Below are 17,615 nucleotides of genomic sequence, written 5' to 3'. Positions count from 1 at the left end.
CGGGCGCGAGGCGGGCCTGGGGCGCCAGGTCCGGCTCAGGCAGACGTCGCGTCCAGTACCACCGGCAGCACGAATTTCAGGCGCAAGCCCTGCCCCCGCCCGGCGCTGTCGGCGGACACCGTCCCCCCATGCGCCCGGCTCACGCTGCGCGCGACGGCCAGGCCGAGTCCCGCTCCGGATTCAGCGCGAGCAGGATGCGGGGCGAACTTGCGAAACGGCTGGAACAACAGGGGTAGTTCGCCTTCCTCGACGCCGATCCCGTGGTCGCTTACCAGCAGCTCGAGAAAAACGCCATCGACCGCCACCGCCAGTGAAATCGCGGCCCCATCGTCGGAAAACTGGCTGGCGTTGAGCAGGGCGCCGCCGAGCGCCTGGGCCAGCCGCTCGGGATCGCACCACAATATGGCGCCCCGCACCTGTCCCTGCGCAGGAATTCTCAACTTGAGCGTCTGGCCACGTTCGCTCAGGACGCAGCCGACAACGTCGCACGCGTTCTCCAGCACCTCGTCCAGGTTGGAGGCGCGTTTGAACACCGGCGTGTCGCCGGCTTGTTCGATGCGCGAGCCTTCGAGCAGATCGTCGACGAAGCGCGCCAGCTTCCTGGTCTGGCGCGCGATGACGCCGGCCATGCGGTCCATGCCCGGGGCGCCGGGCCGGCGCTGCAGCAGCGTGGCCGCCGCCATGACCGGGGCTAATGGATTGCGCAATTCATGCGCCAGCACGTGCAGAAAGCCGGCCCGGCTGTCATGCACGAACTTCACCTGGTCTTCGAGCCGCCGCTGCTCGCTGATGTCGGTCAGGGAGCACAGCACGCCTGCGCTGGCGCCATCGGCGTCGAGCACCGGCCGTGCATGGATCACCACCCAGCGCCGGCCCCCGTCGACAGACTCGGCCAGCAGTTCGGCGGCCGGCTGGGCAAGTCCGGTGCGCGCCGCCAGCGCGGCCGGCGATGCCGGCCTGTCGAGCGCGCTGCCATCCGGGCGGTACAGCGCCTTGAAACCGTCCCAGCGCTCATCCTCGTCCGGATCGGGGCAGACGCCCCATAGCCGCCTGGCGGAGTCGTTGGCGTACCGTACGGCCCCGTCAGGAGTACAACAGTACGCAGGACAGGCAATCTGCCCGATCAGCAGACCATGGGCATCCAGCGCAGTATCGCCGCGCCGGTCCCTGGCGTGCCGCCTTTCAGGTATTCGTGCCACAGCGGCTCCCGGTTTCATCGTCGTACATCATGATGGACGCTGGCGCCGCGTGCCGACGTAGGACACGCACGGGCGTGCATGTCATCTGTACCGCCGCCGAGCTCGCTCAGGCATCCATGCTGCCGATGAAGAAGCGCAGCATCTCCTGGCTGGCGTTCGGTCCGAGGGCATCCGTATAGCTGCCGCGCGCGTCACCGCCCGACCAGGCGTGGCCGGCCCCGTGCACGGTCCATTCCTCGGCCACGATGCCGCCCGAGCGTTCGCGATGCACGTGGCGGGTGAATGCCCGCCCGCCGCTGCGTCCTGTCTCCGCCTCCACGGCGACGCCGGCATCCACCGCGCGCCGGTGCAGCGCATGGCTGTCGAGAAACTGGCGTATCACGCCGCCGCTGTTCATGCGATGGACCGTCGCATCGGCATCGCCATGGAAAACGATGACTGACGCGGCGGCATGCGCACTGGACGCAACCGGTGCCGGCGCAGCGGCGCCGGTGCGCATCGCCAGCAGCGCGCCGGCGTCACTGCCGGCGCTGCCGTGCGCCAGTCCCGAGTGGCAGCCGACCGCGCTGAACAGGTCGGGATAGGTTCGCCCAAGAATGACTGCCATGGCGCCACCCGCCGACAGGCCGGCGACCGCGACACGACCGGGATCGACCGCATGCTCGGCCATGATGCGCCGGGTGAGTCCCGCGATCAGTGCCGGCTCGCCTTCGCCGCGCCGGTGATGGGCCCGGTCGTACCAGTTCCAGCACTTGTTGTAGTGGGCGCTACAGGACTGTTCCGGATACAGGACCAGGCAGCCCTGCTTTTCGGCGAGCGCATTCATGCCGGTGCCGGCGGCAAAATCGGCAGCGTCCTGGCCGCAACCATGCAGCATGACGATCAGCGGCATCGGGCCGCGCTCGTCGCCGGGAATGAACAGGCGATAGTGCAGCGCACGCTCGCCGTTCTCATCGAGTCCGTGGCTGAACCGGCTACCGGAAATGCACTGGGCGGGGGCGCCGCTCCAGGGCAGGGCCAGCGATGACCAGGCGTCGAAAAAGATGTTAAACATGGTTCGCTTTCCCCAATAAAGTGATGCAAATCAGTCGTGCAGACGCAAGCGGCGGCGCGACCGCATGGTCGGCGCCGCCGCAAGGCTTGCCCCCGGGGCCCGGGCGAGGATGGAAGATCAGCGTGGTGGCGACGCCACAGTGTTGCCGGCCAGGCCATTGCCGTCTTGCCCGTTGCCGGGGTTGTGCGGCGGGCCGGCCTGGCCATCGGGCTTCGCGCCTGCGGCCTCGCCCTGGAGCTGGTTCAGGTAGTCGGCGCCGATGCTGGCGCCGCGCTGCGCCTCCTGCAAGAACGCGTCGCGCGAGTTCTTGACGGTTTCCTCCTGCTGGCGCAGGCTCTTGTCGGCTTCCTCGGCCGACGCGCGGGTGACTTCGCTGGCCAGCGCGCGCGCGGTACGGGAGGTTTCCTGCACATGCTGCTCGCTCGCGCGGGTCAGGTCGACCTGGGCGGTGGCGGCCAACTGCGACAACTCCTGCTGGTACGAACGCAGCTTGTCGGTGGCGGGCTGGGCGCGCGAGGCCGCCGCCGACAGGGCGTCGGTGGGACGATCGGCACTCAGCATGCGCTGGGCGGTGCCGGTGGCCTCCTCGAGCAGGGTCTGGCCAAACTGCATATTGAGCTGGAAGACCTGCTGGAAAGAGCGCAACATTGTTTGCGACAGCTCGTTCAGGAAGGCGCTCTGGGCGTCGATATGCGAGCGCAGGGCGGGATTGACGGATTGGGGAAACGGATACATGGCGTACCTTTCAAGGAATGGAATCGATGGCGATGGTCATGCGAGCGCCGGACGCAGTGCGTTGACATATCTGGCGGGAATGGCAGCACGGCAGGTGCCGACTGGGAGATGACGATCAGGGCAGATCGCGTGTGACCTTTGCACTATGCGCTCTTTTACGCGTCCAGGCGGCCGATTCGCATATCTATTTTCGGGCGATGGCAGTCGGCAAGACATTGCCCGCGAAGGTCCCGCAGCGGATGCGCGGATGCAGCGGCAGCGCCGTTGACAAGCAGATGTACCGCTAAGCTATTTATTATTACAAATTTGACAATTAGATGCTGGTTGCTATACTGTATTGACGCAATCCCGGCCCATGCGAAACAATTTGCTCGATGCGCGAAGAGGTAACCACCGATGCCAGCCGGAGACGTCATGCCTTATCGAGTGCTCATCCTCTCCCCCGATGCCCACGACGTCGGCAGCCTGCGCCAGGCGCTGGGCAATGCACGCGATGGCCCTTTCGTTCTCGAACACGCAGCTACCCTGTCGGATGGTCTGCGCCGCATCGAGGGTGGCCAGATCGATGTGATCCTGGTCGATCTGCTGCTCCCGGACAGTCAGGGCCTGGCATGCTTCGACCGCTTGCACGCGGCGGCACGTCATACCCCGATCCTCATACTATGCGCACCCGACGACGAGGCCGATGCCGTCGAGACGGTCCAACGCGGGGCCCAGGGCTGGTTGTCGAAGGGTTTCTTCGACAATTACCTGGTGCCGCAGTCGCTGCGCAACATCATCGAACGCATGAAAGTGGAGCGCGGTCTCTACGTTGCCCAGGCACGTGCCGAAATCACGCTCAACTCGATCGGCGATGCCGTCGTCTCGGTCGACATGGCCGGGCGCGTGGATTACCTGAATATTGCGGCCGAACTGGTCTGCGGCTGGTCGCGCGAAGAGGCACGCGGACGGCCCGTCGCGGAAGTGATCGATCTGGTCGACGCCGACAGCGGACGCACGATCACCAGCCCCGTCGATGCCATCCTGCATACCGACCAGCCCGCGAGCCTGAGCGGCAACGCCATCCTTGTTTCAAGTCAGGGCCGGCGCATCCCGATCGAAGACTCTGCCGCGCCCATCCACGATTGGGATCGGCAACTCGTTGGCGCCGTAATGGTGTTCCGGGATATATCCGACACCGTGGCATTGACGACCAAGATGCGGCACCTGGCGCAGCACGATTTCCTGACCAGCCTCCCTAACCGCGCCCTCCTGAGCGACCGCATCACCCAGGCCATCGCCATGTCCAGGCGCAACGACACCGCCCCGGTGCTGCTGTTCCTCGACCTGGACAAGTTCAAGCACATCAACGACTCCCTGGGACACGCGATGGGCGATCGCCTGCTGCAGGCGGTATCGCAGCGTTTGGTCGCCTGCGTGCGTACGTCCGACACGGTCAGCCGCCATGGCGGGGACGAGTTCGTGATCCTGCTGGCCAATGAACGGCGTGCGCGCGATGCGGCGCTGGCGGCTGACAAGATCCTGCTGGCACTATCGGCGCCATTCGTGATCGACACCCACGAGCTGCATACCTCGACCAGTATCGGCATCAGCACCTTCCCGCTCGACGGGACCGATGCCGCCACCCTGATCAAGAACGCCGACACCGCCATGTACCATGCCAAGGACCTGGGGCGCAATAACTACCAGTTCTTCCGCCAGGACATGAACACCCGCGCCGTCGAGCGACAACTGGTCGAAACCAATCTACGCCGAGCACTGGGTCGCGCCGAATTCAGGCTGCACTACCAGCCCAAGGTCGACCTGCAAACCGGTTGCATTACCGGTGTCGAAGCCCTGCTGCGCTGGGAGCATCCGGAATGGGGACTGGTGATGCCGGAGCGCTTCATCACGATTGCCGAAGAATGCGGCCTGATCGTTCCAATCGGGCGCTGGGTATTGGGCGAAGCGTGCGCGCAACTGGTTCGCTGGCGCGGCATTGGCATCCCGAATGTATCGGTTGCGGTAAACATCTCTGCTGTGGAATTTCGCCATCGGGATTTTTTCACGCACGCGCTCGCGATCTTCGATGCCACCGGCGTGGACCAGACACGTATCCAGCTCGAACTGACCGAGAGCGTGCTGATGCACGATGTCGCCGCCAGTGCCCTGCTGCTGGCCAAGTTCAAGGCAATGGGCGTACAGATCGCGGTCGACGACTTCGGCACCGGGTACTCCAGCCTCAGTTACCTGAATGAATTCCCGATCGACGTGCTCAAGATCGACCAGTCCTTCGTCAGGGCGATCGAGTCGGGAACGGGGGCGGGATGCAACGGCGCGATCGTCATCGCGGTCATCGACATGGGCAAGAACCTGCACCAGCGCGTCATCGCCGAGGGCGTCGAAGACGAAGCGCAGCTCGCTTTTCTCAAGGACCACAACTGCAACGAGGGCCAGGGCTTCCTGTTCAGCCATCCGGTGAACGCAGCCCAGATGCAGGCAATGCTCGGCAATGGATGGCCTTGCTGAACGCCCTGCCCTGCGCCCTGCACTGTGTCATGTCACGGTGTCGATGCCATGGCATCGTCCACTGCCGCCGGCGAGCGGGGAATCTCGTGCCGGCGTGTTCGCTGCCCCATACGGCCCGCGGTCACTGTCGCGGCAAACACAGGCTGGCGATGATGTCGCCTTAAGAATCTTATTGCTGGCGCAATTTCTCCGCATTCTTTATTTTTTTGTCCGCCTTTTTTTCCTTTGCGGTCCTGGCAGGTTCTTTTTTGGTCGATTTCTTCGCGTCCTGGTTTTTGCTCATGATTTTCTCCGTTTAAATGTGGCCATGCGGTCATGTGTGATCGAACATCTGGCCGGGAATCTGGTCGGAATTCCTTGGAGAAGGCAAGGCAGACGTGCAGCCCGAGGTCAGGCAACCAACATACAGCAGTTGCGCCATGTAGACGGTGATTTCGGCGTCGATTTACGAATAATTCCTGGCAAGCGGCCTGCGCGGCCAGGCCGGCGCCGTGGCAAAGGCGCATGCGCAGGCGCTCTGGCCGCGTAGACACATTACACGTCGGCGCATCAGCATCCGTCAGCCGAACGGACCTGGCCAAATCGTCCTGCAGCCAGATCACGTTCGAACCTCTCGACCCATGCCGTGCCGTCGCCGGTTGGATATTCCCTGCGCTGCGCAGTCGAATTGCGACGGATGTCGACATAACCCTTGAACGGGTACAACTCGTCACTGCACGGATCGGTCGTATCGACTTCATGCAGTTCAAAATCTGCAGGATCGCACGACCATGCTCTTAGGACCTGCCCATATCGCAGCATCTCGTCAGGCTCGATCAGTTCCATGGCAGCTCCTCGATGGTGGTGACGACGAATCCCATGCTAGCACGATGCAGGAATCGCCCGTTCCGAAGCGTGGAGAGTTGAAGTCGATCCCCTGCCTGCATTGCAGCGAACGGCTGGTGTGTGGTGCTGAACCCAATGCAAACGGGCCCCAATGGGGCCCGTATCGCGAAAATCTGGCGGTGAGGACGGGAGTCGAACCCGTGTAGATGGCTTTGCAGCGCCGTGTCTTGCCATCAGAAATCAGTCAGTCAGGCGAGAACCGTATTTTTCGCCGCTTGTGATGCCCAATAGGTGTTTCGACCTTGTGCAGACCGTACTGAACGCACCGTCCAGGATTACAGTGGGGCCAGCGGGCTGTCGACGTAGGGCGCGCCTGCGAGTTCGATCAGCCGGCGCAAACCGGCAAGGAAGGACGCAACGTGGCGTTCAACCGTTTTGGAAGAAGCAGCGTGGGAGGTAATGGTCAGCGTGTTCATGGCAGCTCCTGTGGATTCGTTAGCATTGAGCGATGTAGACAGTGTATGAGCGCCACTGATATAAATCCAATTTTGATTACCGATCATCGAGATACAGAATCGTGATATCTCTATTGCGTGGTATGCGCGGTCCTTTTCGCGGATATCACCAATGACGATATCTAGCGTCTCGAGCGAACCTCTGCCATTCAGTACTGCGCGTGGTCAGAGAGTGAAGGTTGTGCCCTCATCCTTGATCGATCATCCAGACGTTTGTCAGGGTCCAGGCTGCCAAAAGGCTTGCCGCTTTGGGTGGCGCCTCGCCTGGTATGGCTGACATTCCGCGCCACGTCGAAGACGCCCCGACATGAAAGGCATTGAACCTGCCGTCAAGGCCGACTTTGGCACGGCAAGCATTCTGAAGGACGGACGCGTTGTGTTTAATATCGCTGGCAACAAGCACCGGCTGGTTACATCCATCAACTACCCGTATGGGATCGTTTTCGTGAAGTTCGTCGGCACGCATAAACAATACGACGCCATCGATGCACGAACTATTGAGGGACATTATGGACATTAAGCCCATCCGTACCGAAGCTGACTATCAGGCAGCGCTTCGTGAAGTCGAGTCGCTCATGACTGCCGAGTTCGGCACGCCGGAAGGTGACCGGCTGGACGTGCTTGCGACACTGGTCGAAGCCTACGAGGCAAAGCACTTTCCCATGGAAGTCGCAGACCCGGTCGAAGCCATCAAATTCCAGATGGACCAGAGAGGCCTCACTGTCAAGGATCTCGAACCGATGATCGGCCGCTCTAACCGGGTGTTCGAAGTGCTCAATCGGATACGTCCTTTGACACTTCCGATGATCTGGAGACTGCATAAGGGACTTGGCATACCCGCCGAGGCACTGATTCAGCCACCCAAGCGTACTGCTGCTGTGTGATCGTCTAGTACCGACTGCAGATGATCTCCAAAGAAAAGCATCTAAAGGCCTTCCGAGATTCGGCCTGGCTATCTGAACCTGACTCACATTAGCTGGTCTCGACGAAAGCCGGGGCGATTCACTCTTCCCAAGAACAAGTTGGGAAGCCTAACCGAATAGTTAGGGCATCTAAAACCGAGCGTTCAGGAAAAGGTTGGGCATCCGTTTATGTCCTCAAGAGCCTGTTCCGTCATCATAAAACTCGCTAGTGCGGCTTGGCCAAAACACTGCACAGCTGTTCGTACTGGCCAATTTGGTGCTGGTCGGCAGCCGCTTCACGATCACTAAATTTCGCAGGCCCTCTTGATTACTGAACAATCCGAGAAATCACGTCAAATGGAGCGAAAAACGGCTTGACCGGCTCGCCGTTCGACCACTTTGCTAAGAAGCGAATTGATCAGCTTCCCTTGGCTGTCAGCCGATCGGCACCCCGACCTGCCCATCGGGCCGCCTGGCTTGGCGGGCTTCGTGCTCCAGGTAGCCTAGACACAGGGTACTGTCAACTTACCGAAGTTCGCAAAGCGTTGTAGGCTAGCGGGGGTGACAACCTCTCAACTTTAACGTGGCTCCGCTACCCTCGCGAGATCATCAGCCATGTGGTCTGGCTCTACTTCCGGTTTTCGTTGAGTTTTCGCGACATCGAGGAGCTCATGGCCAGCCGCGGCGTCATCGTCACCTATAAGACGATCCGTCAATGGACGCTAAAGCTCGGCCAGGGATATGCCAATGCGCTGCGCCGGCGCCAGCCGCAGCGCGGCGACAAATGGCATCTCGACGAGGTGGTGCTCACCATCAAGGGCAAGTACCATTACCTGTGGCGCGCAGTCGATCAAGATGGTCATGTACTGGATATTCTCATGCAGAGCCGGCGTAAGCGGCAGTCGGCGAAACGCTTTTTCTGCGAGCTACTCAAGGGTCTGCGTTACGCTCCACGGGTACTGGTCACCGACAAACTGAAGAGTTACGCCGCAGCCAGGGTGCAGATCATGCCGGGTGTTGAGCATCGACAGCACAAGGGGCTGAATAACCGGGCCGAACTCTCGCACCGACCGACGCGGCAATGCGAACGACAGATGCGTCGCTTCAAGTCACCTGGCCATGCACAGCGGTTTCTGTCAGCGCATGGCCCGATCAATAATGTTTTCCAGTGCCAGCGCAACCGCCTGTCGGCGCAGCAGTACCGACACGTCCGTACCCAAGCATTTTCAATCTGGAATGAGGTCACCAATGTAGGCAGGAACGTGTAATCCGCCACATTTCGTTCCCCGGACCGGGGCAGTTTGTCCCGGCTTCTACAACTCGGTTTCTAGATTCAGCAAGTTGACAGTACCAGCGTAACGGCTTGCTGCCACCCCGAGCGCTCTGGCATGACAATTGCGTACGGATCGGGGGGAATACACCATTCCCTCGCCCCATGAGCGCTTCTGCACCACATCCAGATACGTCCGGCGCCCGCCCGGTCCAGCGGATCGTCAAGATCCGCCGTGACTACAACACCTGGGTGGCCGACGAAACCATCGAGGATTATGCACTGCGGTTCACGCCGCGCGCATTCAGGAAGTGGTCGGTATTCCGGGTCGCCAACACCGCCTTCGGCGCGATCTCCTTCCTGGTGCTGGAGGCGATCGGCGGCACCATCGCCCTGCACTACGGCTTCATCAACGCCTTCTGGGCGATCATGGCGGTGGGGCTGATCATCTTCCTTACCGGCCTGCCGATCAGCTATTACGCGGCGCGCCATGGCGTCGACATGGACCTGCTCACGCGCGGTGCCGGCTTCGGCTACATCGGCTCGACCATCTCGTCCTTCGTCTACGCCTCGTTCACCTTCATCCTGTTCGCGCTGGAAGCGGCCATCATGGCGTATGCGCTCGAATTGTATTTCGGCCTGCCGCTGTGGCTCGGCTACCTGGTCAGCGCGCTGGCGGTGGTGCCACTGGTGACCCACGGCGTGACCCTGATCAGCCGCATCCAGATGCTGACCCAGCCGCTCTGGCTGGGCCTGATGGTGCTGCCCTTCATCGCCATCCTCATCAAACGTCCTGAATTGCCGGCCGAGCTGCTGCACTTCGGTGGTGCACAAGGTGGCCACGGTGGATTCGACATGCTCGCTTTTGGCGCCGCCACGGCGGTCGGCGTGGCATTGATCACGCAGATCGGCGAACAGGTCGACTTTTTGCGCTTCATGCCGCCGCAAGAGAAACCCACGCTGCGCTGGCACCTGGGCGTGCTGGTGGCCGGTCCCGGCTGGATCGTGCTCGGCATCCTCAAGATGCTGGCCGGCGCTTTGCTGGCGCTGCTCGCGATCGAGGGCGGCGCCAGTCTGCTTGAAGCGGTCAATCCGACCCATATGTACCTGGCCGGTTTCGGCGAATTCTTCGACAGCCATGGCGCGGCGATGCTGGCCACCCTGGTGTTCGTGGTGGTGTCGCAGATCAAGATCAACATGACCAATGCCTATGCCGGCTCGCTGGCGTGGTCGAACTTCTTCGCGCGCCTGACGCACAGCCATCCGGGACGCGTGGTCTGGGCCTGCTTCAACGCCCTGATCGCGGTGCTGCTGATGGAGATGGACGTGTTCGGGGCGCTCGACCTGGTGTTGGCGCTGTTCTCGAACGTGGCCATCGCCTGGATCGCCGCGGTGGTGGCCGACCTGGTGGTCAACAAGCCGCTCGGCCTCAGCCCACCCGGCATTGAATTCCGGCGCGCCTACCTGTACGACATCAACCCGGTCGGCGTCGGCGCCATGCTGATCGCATCGACGCTGTCGATCGCCGCCTTCGGTGGCCTGTTCGGCGTGACTGCCCAGGCCTTTTCGGCCTTCATCGCCCTCACCTCTGCCTTCATCGCCGCACCGGCCATCGCGTTCGTCACGCGCGGGCGCTACTACATGGCGCGCCAGCCGCGCGACCAGCCGCCGCGCAGCACCGTATGCAGCATCTGCGAGAAGGAGTACGAACAGGAAGACATGGCGCACTGTCCGGCCTACGGCGGCGCGATCTGCTCGCTGTGCTGCTGCCTCGATGCGCGCTGCGACGACGCCTGCAAGCCGCATGCGCGCATCGCGGTCCAGTGGGAAGCGGTGATGCGCTGGGTGCTGCCACGCGCCAGTTGGCCCTACCTGGGCGGCGGCCTCGGTCACTACCTGCTGTTGATGACGGTGACGGTGCTGTTTCTCGGCGCCTTGCTTGGCCTGCTCTACCTGCACGAAGCCGACGCGCTGGCCCAGGCGGGCGACACGCGCCTCTTGGGGCCACTGCAACTGGCCTTCATCAAACTGTTCGGGGCGCTGCTGCTGGTGAGCGCGATCATCGCCTGGTGGTTAGTCTTGAATAGCCAGAGCCGCCGCGTGGCGCAGGAAGAAGCGCAGCAGGCCAAGCGCCAGGCCGACCATGCCAACCAGGCAAAGAGCCGCTATATCGCCGGCATCAGCCACGAAATCCGCACGCCGCTCAACAGCATCCTTGGCTACGCCCAGTTGCTGGACGACGACCCGACAATCCCGGCGCACCGGCGCCAGGCTATCCGCGTCATCCGCGGCAGCGGCGAACACCTGCTGTCGCTGATCGAGGGCACGCTCGATATCGCCCGCATCGAGGGCGGAAAACTCAGCGTCGATTTGCGTCCGCTGCGCTTCGACGCCTTCGTCGCCCAACTGGTGCGCATGTTCGAGCAGCAGGCCGCGGCCAAGGGCCTGGGCTTCGTCCACGCATGCGACACTGCGCTGCCGGCGCTGGTGCGGGCCGACCGCAAGCGGCTGTCGCAAATACTGATCAACATCCTCGGTAACGCCGTCAAGTTCACGGCGCACGGCAGCGTCACGTTCCGGCTGCGCTATGCACGCGATATGGCGACCTTCGAGGTCGAGGATACCGGCCCCGGCATCCTGCCCGAGGAAATCGACAGCATCTTCGAGCCGTTTACGCGCGGCAGCGCGGGTGACCTTGGGGACAGCGCCGGCACCGGGCTGGGTCTGCCGATCAGCAAACTGCTCACCGAGTTGATGGGCGGCGAGTTGACGGTGCGCGCCGGCGAATCGGGCGGCAGCGTGTTCGCGGTGCGCCTGCGGCTGCCACACATGCAGGACGACGCGAGCACTCCCGCAAGCGTTCCGGTGCGGCGTCATGGTTACGCCGGCCCGAGGCGCCGCATCCTGGTGGTCGACAACGAACGCAACGACCGCGAATTGCTGGCCCAATTGCTTGCACCCCTTGGTTTCGTGGTCGGCCAGGCGGCATCCGGCGCCGAATGCCTGCAGCGCCACGCCGGCTTCGCACCCGACCTGATCCTGATGGACCTGGCCATGCCCGGCATCGACGGCTGGGAGACCAGTCACCTGCTGCGCACCGAACACGCCTGCCTGGCGCCGATCGCGATCGTCTCGGCGAATGCCTACGACAAGGGATTGCCGAATCCGGCCGGCATCGGCGCCGCCGACTTTTTCACCAAGCCGGTGCAGGTCGATGAGCTGCTCGACTGGATCGGGGCGCGTCTGCAGCTCGACTGGCTGGGTGCCGCTGCGGCGCCGGTTGCAACGCCGCGTGCGCTGCAGTTGCCGCCACCGGATGTACTGGCCGGATTGCGCGCCCAGCTCACGGCCGGCTATGTGCGCGGCATCCGCGCAGAACTCGACCGCATCGCCGAGATCGGCGCGGCCCACCACGACTTCGTCGACCAAATGCGCGGCCATGCGGCGCGCCTGGACCTCGACGCCATGACACGCCTGATCGACACGGGAGCGACCCATGCTACAAGCCATTGAACGACCACCAGGACAATTGGTGCTGGTCGTGGACGACGTCCCTGAGAACCTGGCAGTGTTGCACGATGCACTCGACGAATCGGGCTATTCGGTGGTGGTGGCCAACAACGGCGTCACCGCGATCGAACGCGCCTGCGCGCTGTCTCCCGACATCGTGCTGCTCGACGCGGTGATGCCGGGGATGGACGGCTTCGAGGTATGCCGGCGCCTGAAGGCCGACCTGCGCACGCGCGCGATTCCCGTGGTGTTCATGACCGGCCTGACCGAGGATGAACACATCCTGGCGGCATTCCAGGCCGGCGTCGCCGACTACGTCACCAAGCCGGTACGCCAGAGCGAGGTGCTGGCGCGGATCCGCGCCCATATGCGCACCGCCAGCATGGTGACCGAGGCGCGCAGCGCGCTCGACGCCTTCGGTCACGCGGTGCTGGTGGCGGGCCTGGATGGCCGCATCGCCTGGCAGACGCCGCTGGCGCGCGCCTGGATGCAGTCCTGGTTTGCCGACGATGCCAATCGCGGCATGCCGGCGCGCGTGGTGCTGTGGTTGCAGGACGCCGTCAGTGCCCGTGCGGCCGGCCAGGAAACGCCACCGCTGGTACTGGCGCAGGGCACGCGCCGCCTCGCCTTCGACCTGGCCGAGGCCCAGGACGATGGCTATTTCACGCTGGTACTGCGCGAAGAATCGGATGACGCTCAAGTCCAAGGCCTGATGGCCGGCTTCGCCCTGACCCGACGCGAAGCCGAGGTGCTGCACTGGGTCAGCAAGGGCAAGACCAACCGCGACATCGGCGACATCCTCGGCACCAGCCCGCGCACCGTCAACAAGCACCTGGAGCACGTGTTCGCCAAGCTGGGCGTCGAGACGCGCACGGCGGCAGCGTCGCAGGCCCTGGCCCGCAGCGCGCGCCAGCGTTAGATCGCGAGGTGGCGCTTGACGTCGTCGCCGTCCATGGTCGACTGCAGCCCCTGCGCCACCACCGCGCCACGTGACAGCACCACGTAGCGGTCGGCCAACGCGTGGGCGAAGTCGAAGTACTGCTCGCACAGCACGATTGCCATGTCGCCACGCGCGCGTAGCAGGTTGATCACGCGCTCGATGTCCTTGATGATCGACGGCTGGATGCCCTCGGTCGGCTCGTCCAGGATCAACAGGCGCGGGCGCTGCAACAGCGCGCGCGCGATCGCCAGTTGCTGCTGCTGGCCGCCCGACAAATCGCCGCCACGGCGGCCCAGCATGTCCTTCAACACCGGGAACAGGTCGAACACCTCGGGATCGATATGCCGCGCCGCGCGGCCCGGCAGCACGGCCATGCCCATGCGCAGGTTCTCTTCCACCGTCAGGCGCGCAAAGATCTCGCGGCCCTGCGGCACATAGGCGATGCCGGCGGCGGCGCGCGCATGCGGCGCCAGGCGCGTGATATCGCGCCCACCCAGGTGCACCCGGCCGGAAGCCAGCGGCAGCACGCCCATCAGACATTTGAGCAGCGTGGTCTTGCCCACGCCATTGCGGCCCAGCAGCGCCAGGCACTGGCCCTGGGCCAGGTCGAGCGACACCCCGCGCAAGGTGTGGGAAGAACCGTAGTACTGATTCAGGTCATCGGCTTGCAGCATCATGGTCAGCGCCCCAGGTAGACTTCGATCACGCGTTCATCGGCCTGCACTTCGTCCATGCGGCCCTCGGCCAGCACCGATCCCTCGTGCAGCACCGTCACCTTGTCCTGGCGCGCGACGTGGGCGACGAAGCCCATGTCGTGTTCCACCACCATGATCGAGTGCTTCCCCCGTAATTCGTCGAGCAGTTCGGCGGTACGTTCGGTCTCGAAGTCGGACATGCCTGCCACCGGCTCGTCGAGCAGGATCAGCGCCGGCTCCTGGATCAGCAGCATGCCGATCTCGAGCCACTGCTTCTGACCATGCGACAGCAGGCCGGCCGGACGCCAAGCCTGGTCGTCCAGGCGAATCTGGCGCAGCACCGCGTCGATGCGGTCGCGCTGTTCGCCATCCAGGCGCGCGAACAACGCCGCACGCACCCGCTTGTCGGTCTTCAGCGCCAGTTCCAGGTTCTCGAACACGGTGTGCGATTCGAACACGGTCGGGCGCTGGAACTTGCGGCCGATGCCGGCGCGCGCGATCTGGTGCTCGCTCATCGTCGCCAGGTCATGGCGCTGGCCAAACCAGGCGCTGCCCGCCGTGGGGCGGGTCTTGCCGGTGATGACGTCCATCATCGTGGTCTTGCCGGCGCCATTCGGGCCGATGATGCAGCGCAGTTCACCGACCGAGATGTCGAGGTTCAGCCGGTTCAAGGCCCGAAAGCCGTCGAAGCTGACGCTTACGTCTTCCAGGTACAGGATCGCGCCGTGGCTGGTATCGAGCGCGTCGTCGTGGGCGAGCCTCATGCGGCTTCCTCCAATGCTTGTTTTTCCCTCAAAGCAGTTGGTGAGGCGCGCCGACGCGGCAGGCGCAGTCCCAACATCCCTTTCGGCATGAAGAGCGTGACCAGAATGAACAGCATGCCGAGCGCGAACAGCCACAGGTCGGGGAAGGCGGCGGTGAACCAGCTCTTGAGGCCATTCACGGTGAACGCGCCCAGGATCGCCCCAATCAGCGTGCCGCGCCCACCCACCGCAACCCAGATCACCATCTCGATCGAGTTCGCCGGTGACATCTCGGACGGATTGATGATGCCGACCTGCGGCACGTAGAGCGCGCCGGCGATGCCGCACAGGACCGCCGACAGCGTCCACACGAACAGCTTGAACCACAGAGGATCGTAGCCGATGAACATCAGGCGCGGCTCGGCATCGCGCACGCCCTGCAGCACCCGGCCCAGGCGCGACGCCACCAGCCAGCGGCACAGGCACAGCGCGCCGACCAGGAGGGCCAGCGTCACCAGGAACATCACCGCACGTGTACCAGGCGCGGTGATGTCGTGGCCGAGGATGCGGCGAAAATCGGTGAAGCCGTTATTGCCACCGAAGCCAGTATCGTTACGGAAGAACAGCAACATGCAGGCGTAGGCCAGCGCCTGGGTGATGATCGAAAAGTACACGCCCTTGATGCGCGAACGGAAGGCGAAGTAGCCGAACACGAAGGCCAGCACGCCCGGCACCAGCACCACCAGCACCATGCAGTACCAGAAGCTGTCGGTAAAGGCCCAGAACCACGGCAGCTCCTGCCAGTCGAGGAAGACCATGAAGTCGGGCAGCGCGCTGCCGTACACGCCATCGCGGCCGATCGCGCGCATCAGGTACATGCCGTGGGCATAGGCGCCGAGCGCGAAGAACAGCGCGTGGCCGAGCGACAGGATGCCGGTATAGCCCCACACCAGGTCGAGCGCCAGCGCGGCAAGTGCGTAGCACATGAATTTGCCGACCAGCGCCAGCGTGTAGCCGGAAATGTGCAGCGTGTGCCCGGGAGGGAACACCAGGTGCAGCAGCGGCAGCAGCGCCGCCACGACGACCAGCACCACGAGAAGATAGCGGGCCGGCCGCGAGAACAGCGCTTGCGTCGGATGGGTCATTCCACACTCCTTCCCTTGAGCGCGAACAGTCCCTGCGGACGGCGCTGGATGAAGACCACGATGAAGACCAGGATGCCGATCTTGGTCAGCACGGCGCCAGTGAACGGTTCGAGCAGCTTGGTCAACTCTCCCAGGCCGAGCGCGGCGATCACGGTGCCGGCCAGTTGCCCGACGCCGCCCAGCACCACCACCATGAACGAATCGATGATGTAGGCCTGGCCCAGGTCGGGCCCGACGTTGCCGAGCTGGGACAGCGCCACGCCACCCAGGCCGGCGATGCCGGAACCGAGGCCGAAGGTCAGCATGTCGATGCGGCCGGTCGGCACGCCGACGCAGTCGGCCATGCGCCGGTTCTGCATTACCGCACGCACGAACAAACCGAGCCGGGTGGCGTTGAGCAACAGCCAGACGGCGGCGGTGACCAGCGCCGCGAACACGATGATGGCGATGCGGTTGTACGGCAGCACGAGCGAGCCGAGTACGGTCACGCCACCCGCCATCCAGGCCGGATTGGCGACTTCGACGTTCTGGGCGCCAAACAGCGTGCGTACGCCCTGCATCAGCACCAGGCTGATGCCCCAGGTGGCGAGCAGGGTCTCGAGAGGACGGCCATATAGCCAGCGGATCACGGTGCGCTCGAGCGCCATGCCGGCCAGCGCCGCGACCAGGAATGCGGCCGGCAGCGCCGCCAGCAGATACCAATCGACTGACTCGGGAAGATAATGGCGAAACAGCGACTGCACCAGCCAGGTGGTGTAGGCGCCGATCATCAGCAGTTCGCCGTGCGCCATATTGATCACGCCCATCAGGCCGAACGTGATCGCCAGCCCGAGCGCGGCCAGCAGCAGCACGCTGCCCAGCGACAGCCCCTGGAACAGGCGGCCGGCCAGGTCGGCGCGGCGCTGACGGCTGTCGAGGGCGGCCAGCGCCGTGGCCGCGGCCACGCGCACCGACTCGTCGGTTTCAAAGCCCGGTTCCAGCAAGGCTTGCAGCAGCGGGCGCTGGGCCGCGTTGCCCGATTCTCCAAGCTGCACGGCGGCGGTGCGACGCTCGGCCGGGTCGTTCGATTGCAGTCCAATGCGCGCTACCAGCAGCGCCAGCACCGCGCGCACCTCGTCATCGGTCTCCTGAACCAGTGCGCGCCGCGCCGGCGCCGACTGGGCCGGATCTGGTTCGCCATCGAGCATGGCGCGCGCCGCTGCCAGCCGACGTGCGGGCTGCGGCGCGCCCAGGTCCATGCCGGACAATGCCGCCGCGATGGCCACGCGCAGCCGGTTGTTGACCATGATGGTTTCTGCACCCTCGGGCAGGCTGCGGTCCGGACCGGCGATGCCGACTTCCCCCTCCGCGGTCGCGTACAGCGCGTCGTCCTGCAGCGCGCGCAGCACCGCCGCCGCCTGCGGCGTGCCGAGTGCACCCAGGAACGCCACCGCCGTCACGCGGGCGTCGGGGTCGTCGCCGGCCAGCGGCGCCAGCAGCGCCGGCGCCACGCCTGCCGGTGTGGCCCAGGCGGCGCCGGCGACCAGCCACAGCGCGGCCAGCAGAACCCGTAATACGTGCATCGTCATGTGGCG

14 protein-coding genes and 2 pseudogenes are annotated in these 17,615 nt (G+C 64.2%); 7 read left to right on the top strand and 9 right to left on the bottom strand.

Annotation, left to right across the window (positions count from 1 at the left end):
- Positions 1–35: 35 nt before the first annotated feature.
- The 3 genes from SOM28_RS00800 to SOM28_RS00790 form a co-directional block, all read right to left on the bottom strand.
- Entirely contained in the window at positions 36–1,217 is a 1,182-nt protein-coding gene (locus SOM28_RS00800; RefSeq protein ID WP_123069598.1) for a PAS domain-containing sensor histidine kinase, read from the bottom strand.
- 88 nt (positions 1,218–1,305) lie between these two features.
- Positions 1,306–2,253 (bottom strand): extracellular catalytic domain type 1 short-chain-length polyhydroxyalkanoate depolymerase, encoded by a 948-nt coding sequence (locus SOM28_RS00795; protein ID WP_320466857.1) that lies wholly within the window; start codon positions 2,251–2,253, stop codon positions 1,306–1,308.
- 117 nt (positions 2,254–2,370) lie between these two features.
- Complete coding sequence (locus tag SOM28_RS00790) at positions 2,371–2,988, bottom strand: phasin family protein (RefSeq protein ID WP_320466856.1); 618 nt, start codon at positions 2,986–2,988, stop codon at positions 2,371–2,373.
- Positions 2,989–3,402: 414 nt separating this feature from the next.
- Here SOM28_RS00790 and SOM28_RS00785 point away from each other — a divergent pair, with 414 nt between their 5' ends.
- Entirely contained in the window at positions 3,403–5,496 is a 2,094-nt protein-coding gene (locus tag SOM28_RS00785) for a putative bifunctional diguanylate cyclase/phosphodiesterase (protein WP_320466855.1), read from the top strand.
- A gap of 549 nt (positions 5,497–6,045) precedes the next feature.
- Here SOM28_RS00785 and SOM28_RS00780 read toward each other — a convergent pair.
- Together SOM28_RS00780 and SOM28_RS00775 are read right to left on the bottom strand one after the other, a co-directional pair.
- A complete protein-coding gene (locus SOM28_RS00780) occupies positions 6,046–6,321 on the bottom strand; it encodes a transcriptional regulator (protein ID WP_148043991.1) in 276 nt (91 codons plus the stop codon).
- Between the two features lie 335 nt (positions 6,322–6,656).
- Positions 6,657–6,797 (bottom strand): hypothetical protein, encoded by a 141-nt coding sequence (locus SOM28_RS00775; RefSeq protein WP_320466854.1) that lies wholly within the window; start codon positions 6,795–6,797, stop codon positions 6,657–6,659.
- A 242-nt stretch (positions 6,798–7,039) separates the two neighbouring features.
- Between SOM28_RS00775 and SOM28_RS00770 the strand changes: the two are divergent.
- The 6 genes and pseudogenes from SOM28_RS00770 to SOM28_RS00740 all read left to right on the top strand — a co-directional run.
- Positions 7,040–7,147: pseudogene (locus tag SOM28_RS00770) on the top strand (type II toxin-antitoxin system VapB family antitoxin); the annotation flags it as partial.
- Positions 7,144–7,356, top strand: a complete 213-nt coding sequence (locus SOM28_RS00765; RefSeq protein ID WP_320466853.1) for a type II toxin-antitoxin system HigB family toxin — start codon at positions 7,144–7,146, stop codon at positions 7,354–7,356. The pseudogene SOM28_RS00770 and the gene SOM28_RS00765, both read left to right, overlap by 4 nt.
- On the top strand, positions 7,346–7,720 hold the full coding sequence (locus SOM28_RS00760) for a helix-turn-helix domain-containing protein (RefSeq protein WP_123072083.1): 375 nt from the start codon (positions 7,346–7,348) through the stop codon (positions 7,718–7,720). Before SOM28_RS00765 ends, SOM28_RS00760 begins: the two co-directional genes overlap by 11 nt.
- Positions 7,721–8,328: 608 nt before the next feature.
- Positions 8,329–9,006, top strand: a pseudogene (locus SOM28_RS00750) (IS6 family transposase); the annotation flags it as partial.
- Positions 9,007–9,173: 167 nt separating this feature from the next.
- The gene (locus SOM28_RS00745; protein WP_320466852.1) at positions 9,174–12,521 is read left to right on the top strand and encodes a hybrid sensor histidine kinase/response regulator; all 3,348 of its coding nucleotides are present in this window, start codon (positions 9,174–9,176) and stop codon (positions 12,519–12,521) included.
- A complete protein-coding gene (locus tag SOM28_RS00740; protein ID WP_123069633.1) occupies positions 12,505–13,437 on the top strand; it encodes a response regulator transcription factor in 933 nt (310 codons plus the stop codon). The genes SOM28_RS00745 and SOM28_RS00740 overlap by 17 nt, the downstream gene beginning before the upstream one ends.
- Here SOM28_RS00740 and urtE read toward each other — a convergent pair.
- From urtE to urtB, 4 genes are read right to left on the bottom strand one after another with little or no spacing between them, the layout of a single operon-like run.
- Positions 13,434–14,132: an urea ABC transporter ATP-binding subunit UrtE gene (gene urtE / locus SOM28_RS00735; RefSeq protein ID WP_123069648.1), complete on the bottom strand. Its 699-nt coding sequence runs from the start codon at positions 14,130–14,132 to the stop codon at positions 13,434–13,436. The two genes, SOM28_RS00740 and urtE, sit on opposite strands and share 4 nt — an antisense overlap.
- A 5-nt stretch (positions 14,133–14,137) precedes the next feature.
- Positions 14,138–14,917, bottom strand: a complete 780-nt coding sequence (urtD, locus tag SOM28_RS00730; RefSeq protein WP_123069634.1) for an urea ABC transporter ATP-binding protein UrtD — start codon at positions 14,915–14,917, stop codon at positions 14,138–14,140.
- On the bottom strand, positions 14,914–16,041 hold the full coding sequence (gene urtC, locus SOM28_RS00725; RefSeq protein WP_123069635.1) for an urea ABC transporter permease subunit UrtC: 1,128 nt from the start codon (positions 16,039–16,041) through the stop codon (positions 14,914–14,916). Before urtC ends, urtD begins: the two co-directional genes overlap by 4 nt.
- Entirely contained in the window at positions 16,038–17,603 is a 1,566-nt protein-coding gene (gene urtB, locus SOM28_RS00720; protein WP_320467307.1) for an urea ABC transporter permease subunit UrtB, read from the bottom strand. Before urtB ends, urtC begins: the two co-directional genes overlap by 4 nt.
- Positions 17,604–17,615 lie beyond the last annotated feature (12 nt).

The sequence above is a fragment of the Massilia sp. CFBP9026 genome (assembly GCF_034045165.1).
In the GTDB taxonomy this organism is placed as follows: domain Bacteria; phylum Pseudomonadota; class Gammaproteobacteria; order Burkholderiales; family Burkholderiaceae_D; genus Telluria; species Telluria arenae.
This window is presented reverse-complemented; position numbering and strand designations above follow the sequence as displayed.

Excerpts from the sequence above, each read along its gene's own strand:
- SOM28_RS00800 (WP_123069598.1), bottom strand. The coding sequence starts at position 1,217 with ATGAAACCGGGAGCCGCTGTGGCACGAATACCTGAAAGGCGGCACGCC.
- SOM28_RS00795 (WP_320466857.1), bottom strand. The coding sequence starts at position 2,253 with ATGTTTAACATCTTTTTCGACGCCTGGTCATCGCTGGCCCTGCCCTGG.
- SOM28_RS00790 (WP_320466856.1), bottom strand. The coding sequence starts at position 2,988 with ATGTATCCGTTTCCCCAATCCGTCAATCCCGCCCTGCGCTCGCATATC.
- SOM28_RS00785 (WP_320466855.1), top strand. The coding sequence starts at position 3,403 with ATGCCTTATCGAGTGCTCATCCTCTCCCCCGATGCCCACGACGTCGGC.
- SOM28_RS00780 (WP_148043991.1), bottom strand. The coding sequence starts at position 6,321 with ATGGAACTGATCGAGCCTGACGAGATGCTGCGATATGGGCAGGTCCTA.
- SOM28_RS00775 (WP_320466854.1), bottom strand. The coding sequence starts at position 6,797 with ATGAACACGCTGACCATTACCTCCCACGCTGCTTCTTCCAAAACGGTT.
- SOM28_RS00765 (WP_320466853.1), top strand. The coding sequence starts at position 7,144 with ATGAAAGGCATTGAACCTGCCGTCAAGGCCGACTTTGGCACGGCAAGC.
- SOM28_RS00760 (WP_123072083.1), top strand. The coding sequence starts at position 7,346 with ATGGACATTAAGCCCATCCGTACCGAAGCTGACTATCAGGCAGCGCTT.
- SOM28_RS00745 (WP_320466852.1), top strand. The coding sequence starts at position 9,174 with ATGAGCGCTTCTGCACCACATCCAGATACGTCCGGCGCCCGCCCGGTC.
- SOM28_RS00740 (WP_123069633.1), top strand. The coding sequence starts at position 12,505 with ATGCTACAAGCCATTGAACGACCACCAGGACAATTGGTGCTGGTCGTG.
- urtE (WP_123069648.1), bottom strand. The coding sequence starts at position 14,132 with ATGCTGCAAGCCGATGACCTGAATCAGTACTACGGTTCTTCCCACACC.
- urtD (WP_123069634.1), bottom strand. The coding sequence starts at position 14,917 with ATGAGGCTCGCCCACGACGACGCGCTCGATACCAGCCACGGCGCGATC.
- urtC (WP_123069635.1), bottom strand. The coding sequence starts at position 16,041 with ATGACCCATCCGACGCAAGCGCTGTTCTCGCGGCCGGCCCGCTATCTT.
- urtB (WP_320467307.1), bottom strand. The coding sequence starts at position 17,603 with ATGCACGTATTACGGGTTCTGCTGGCCGCGCTGTGGCTGGTCGCCGGC.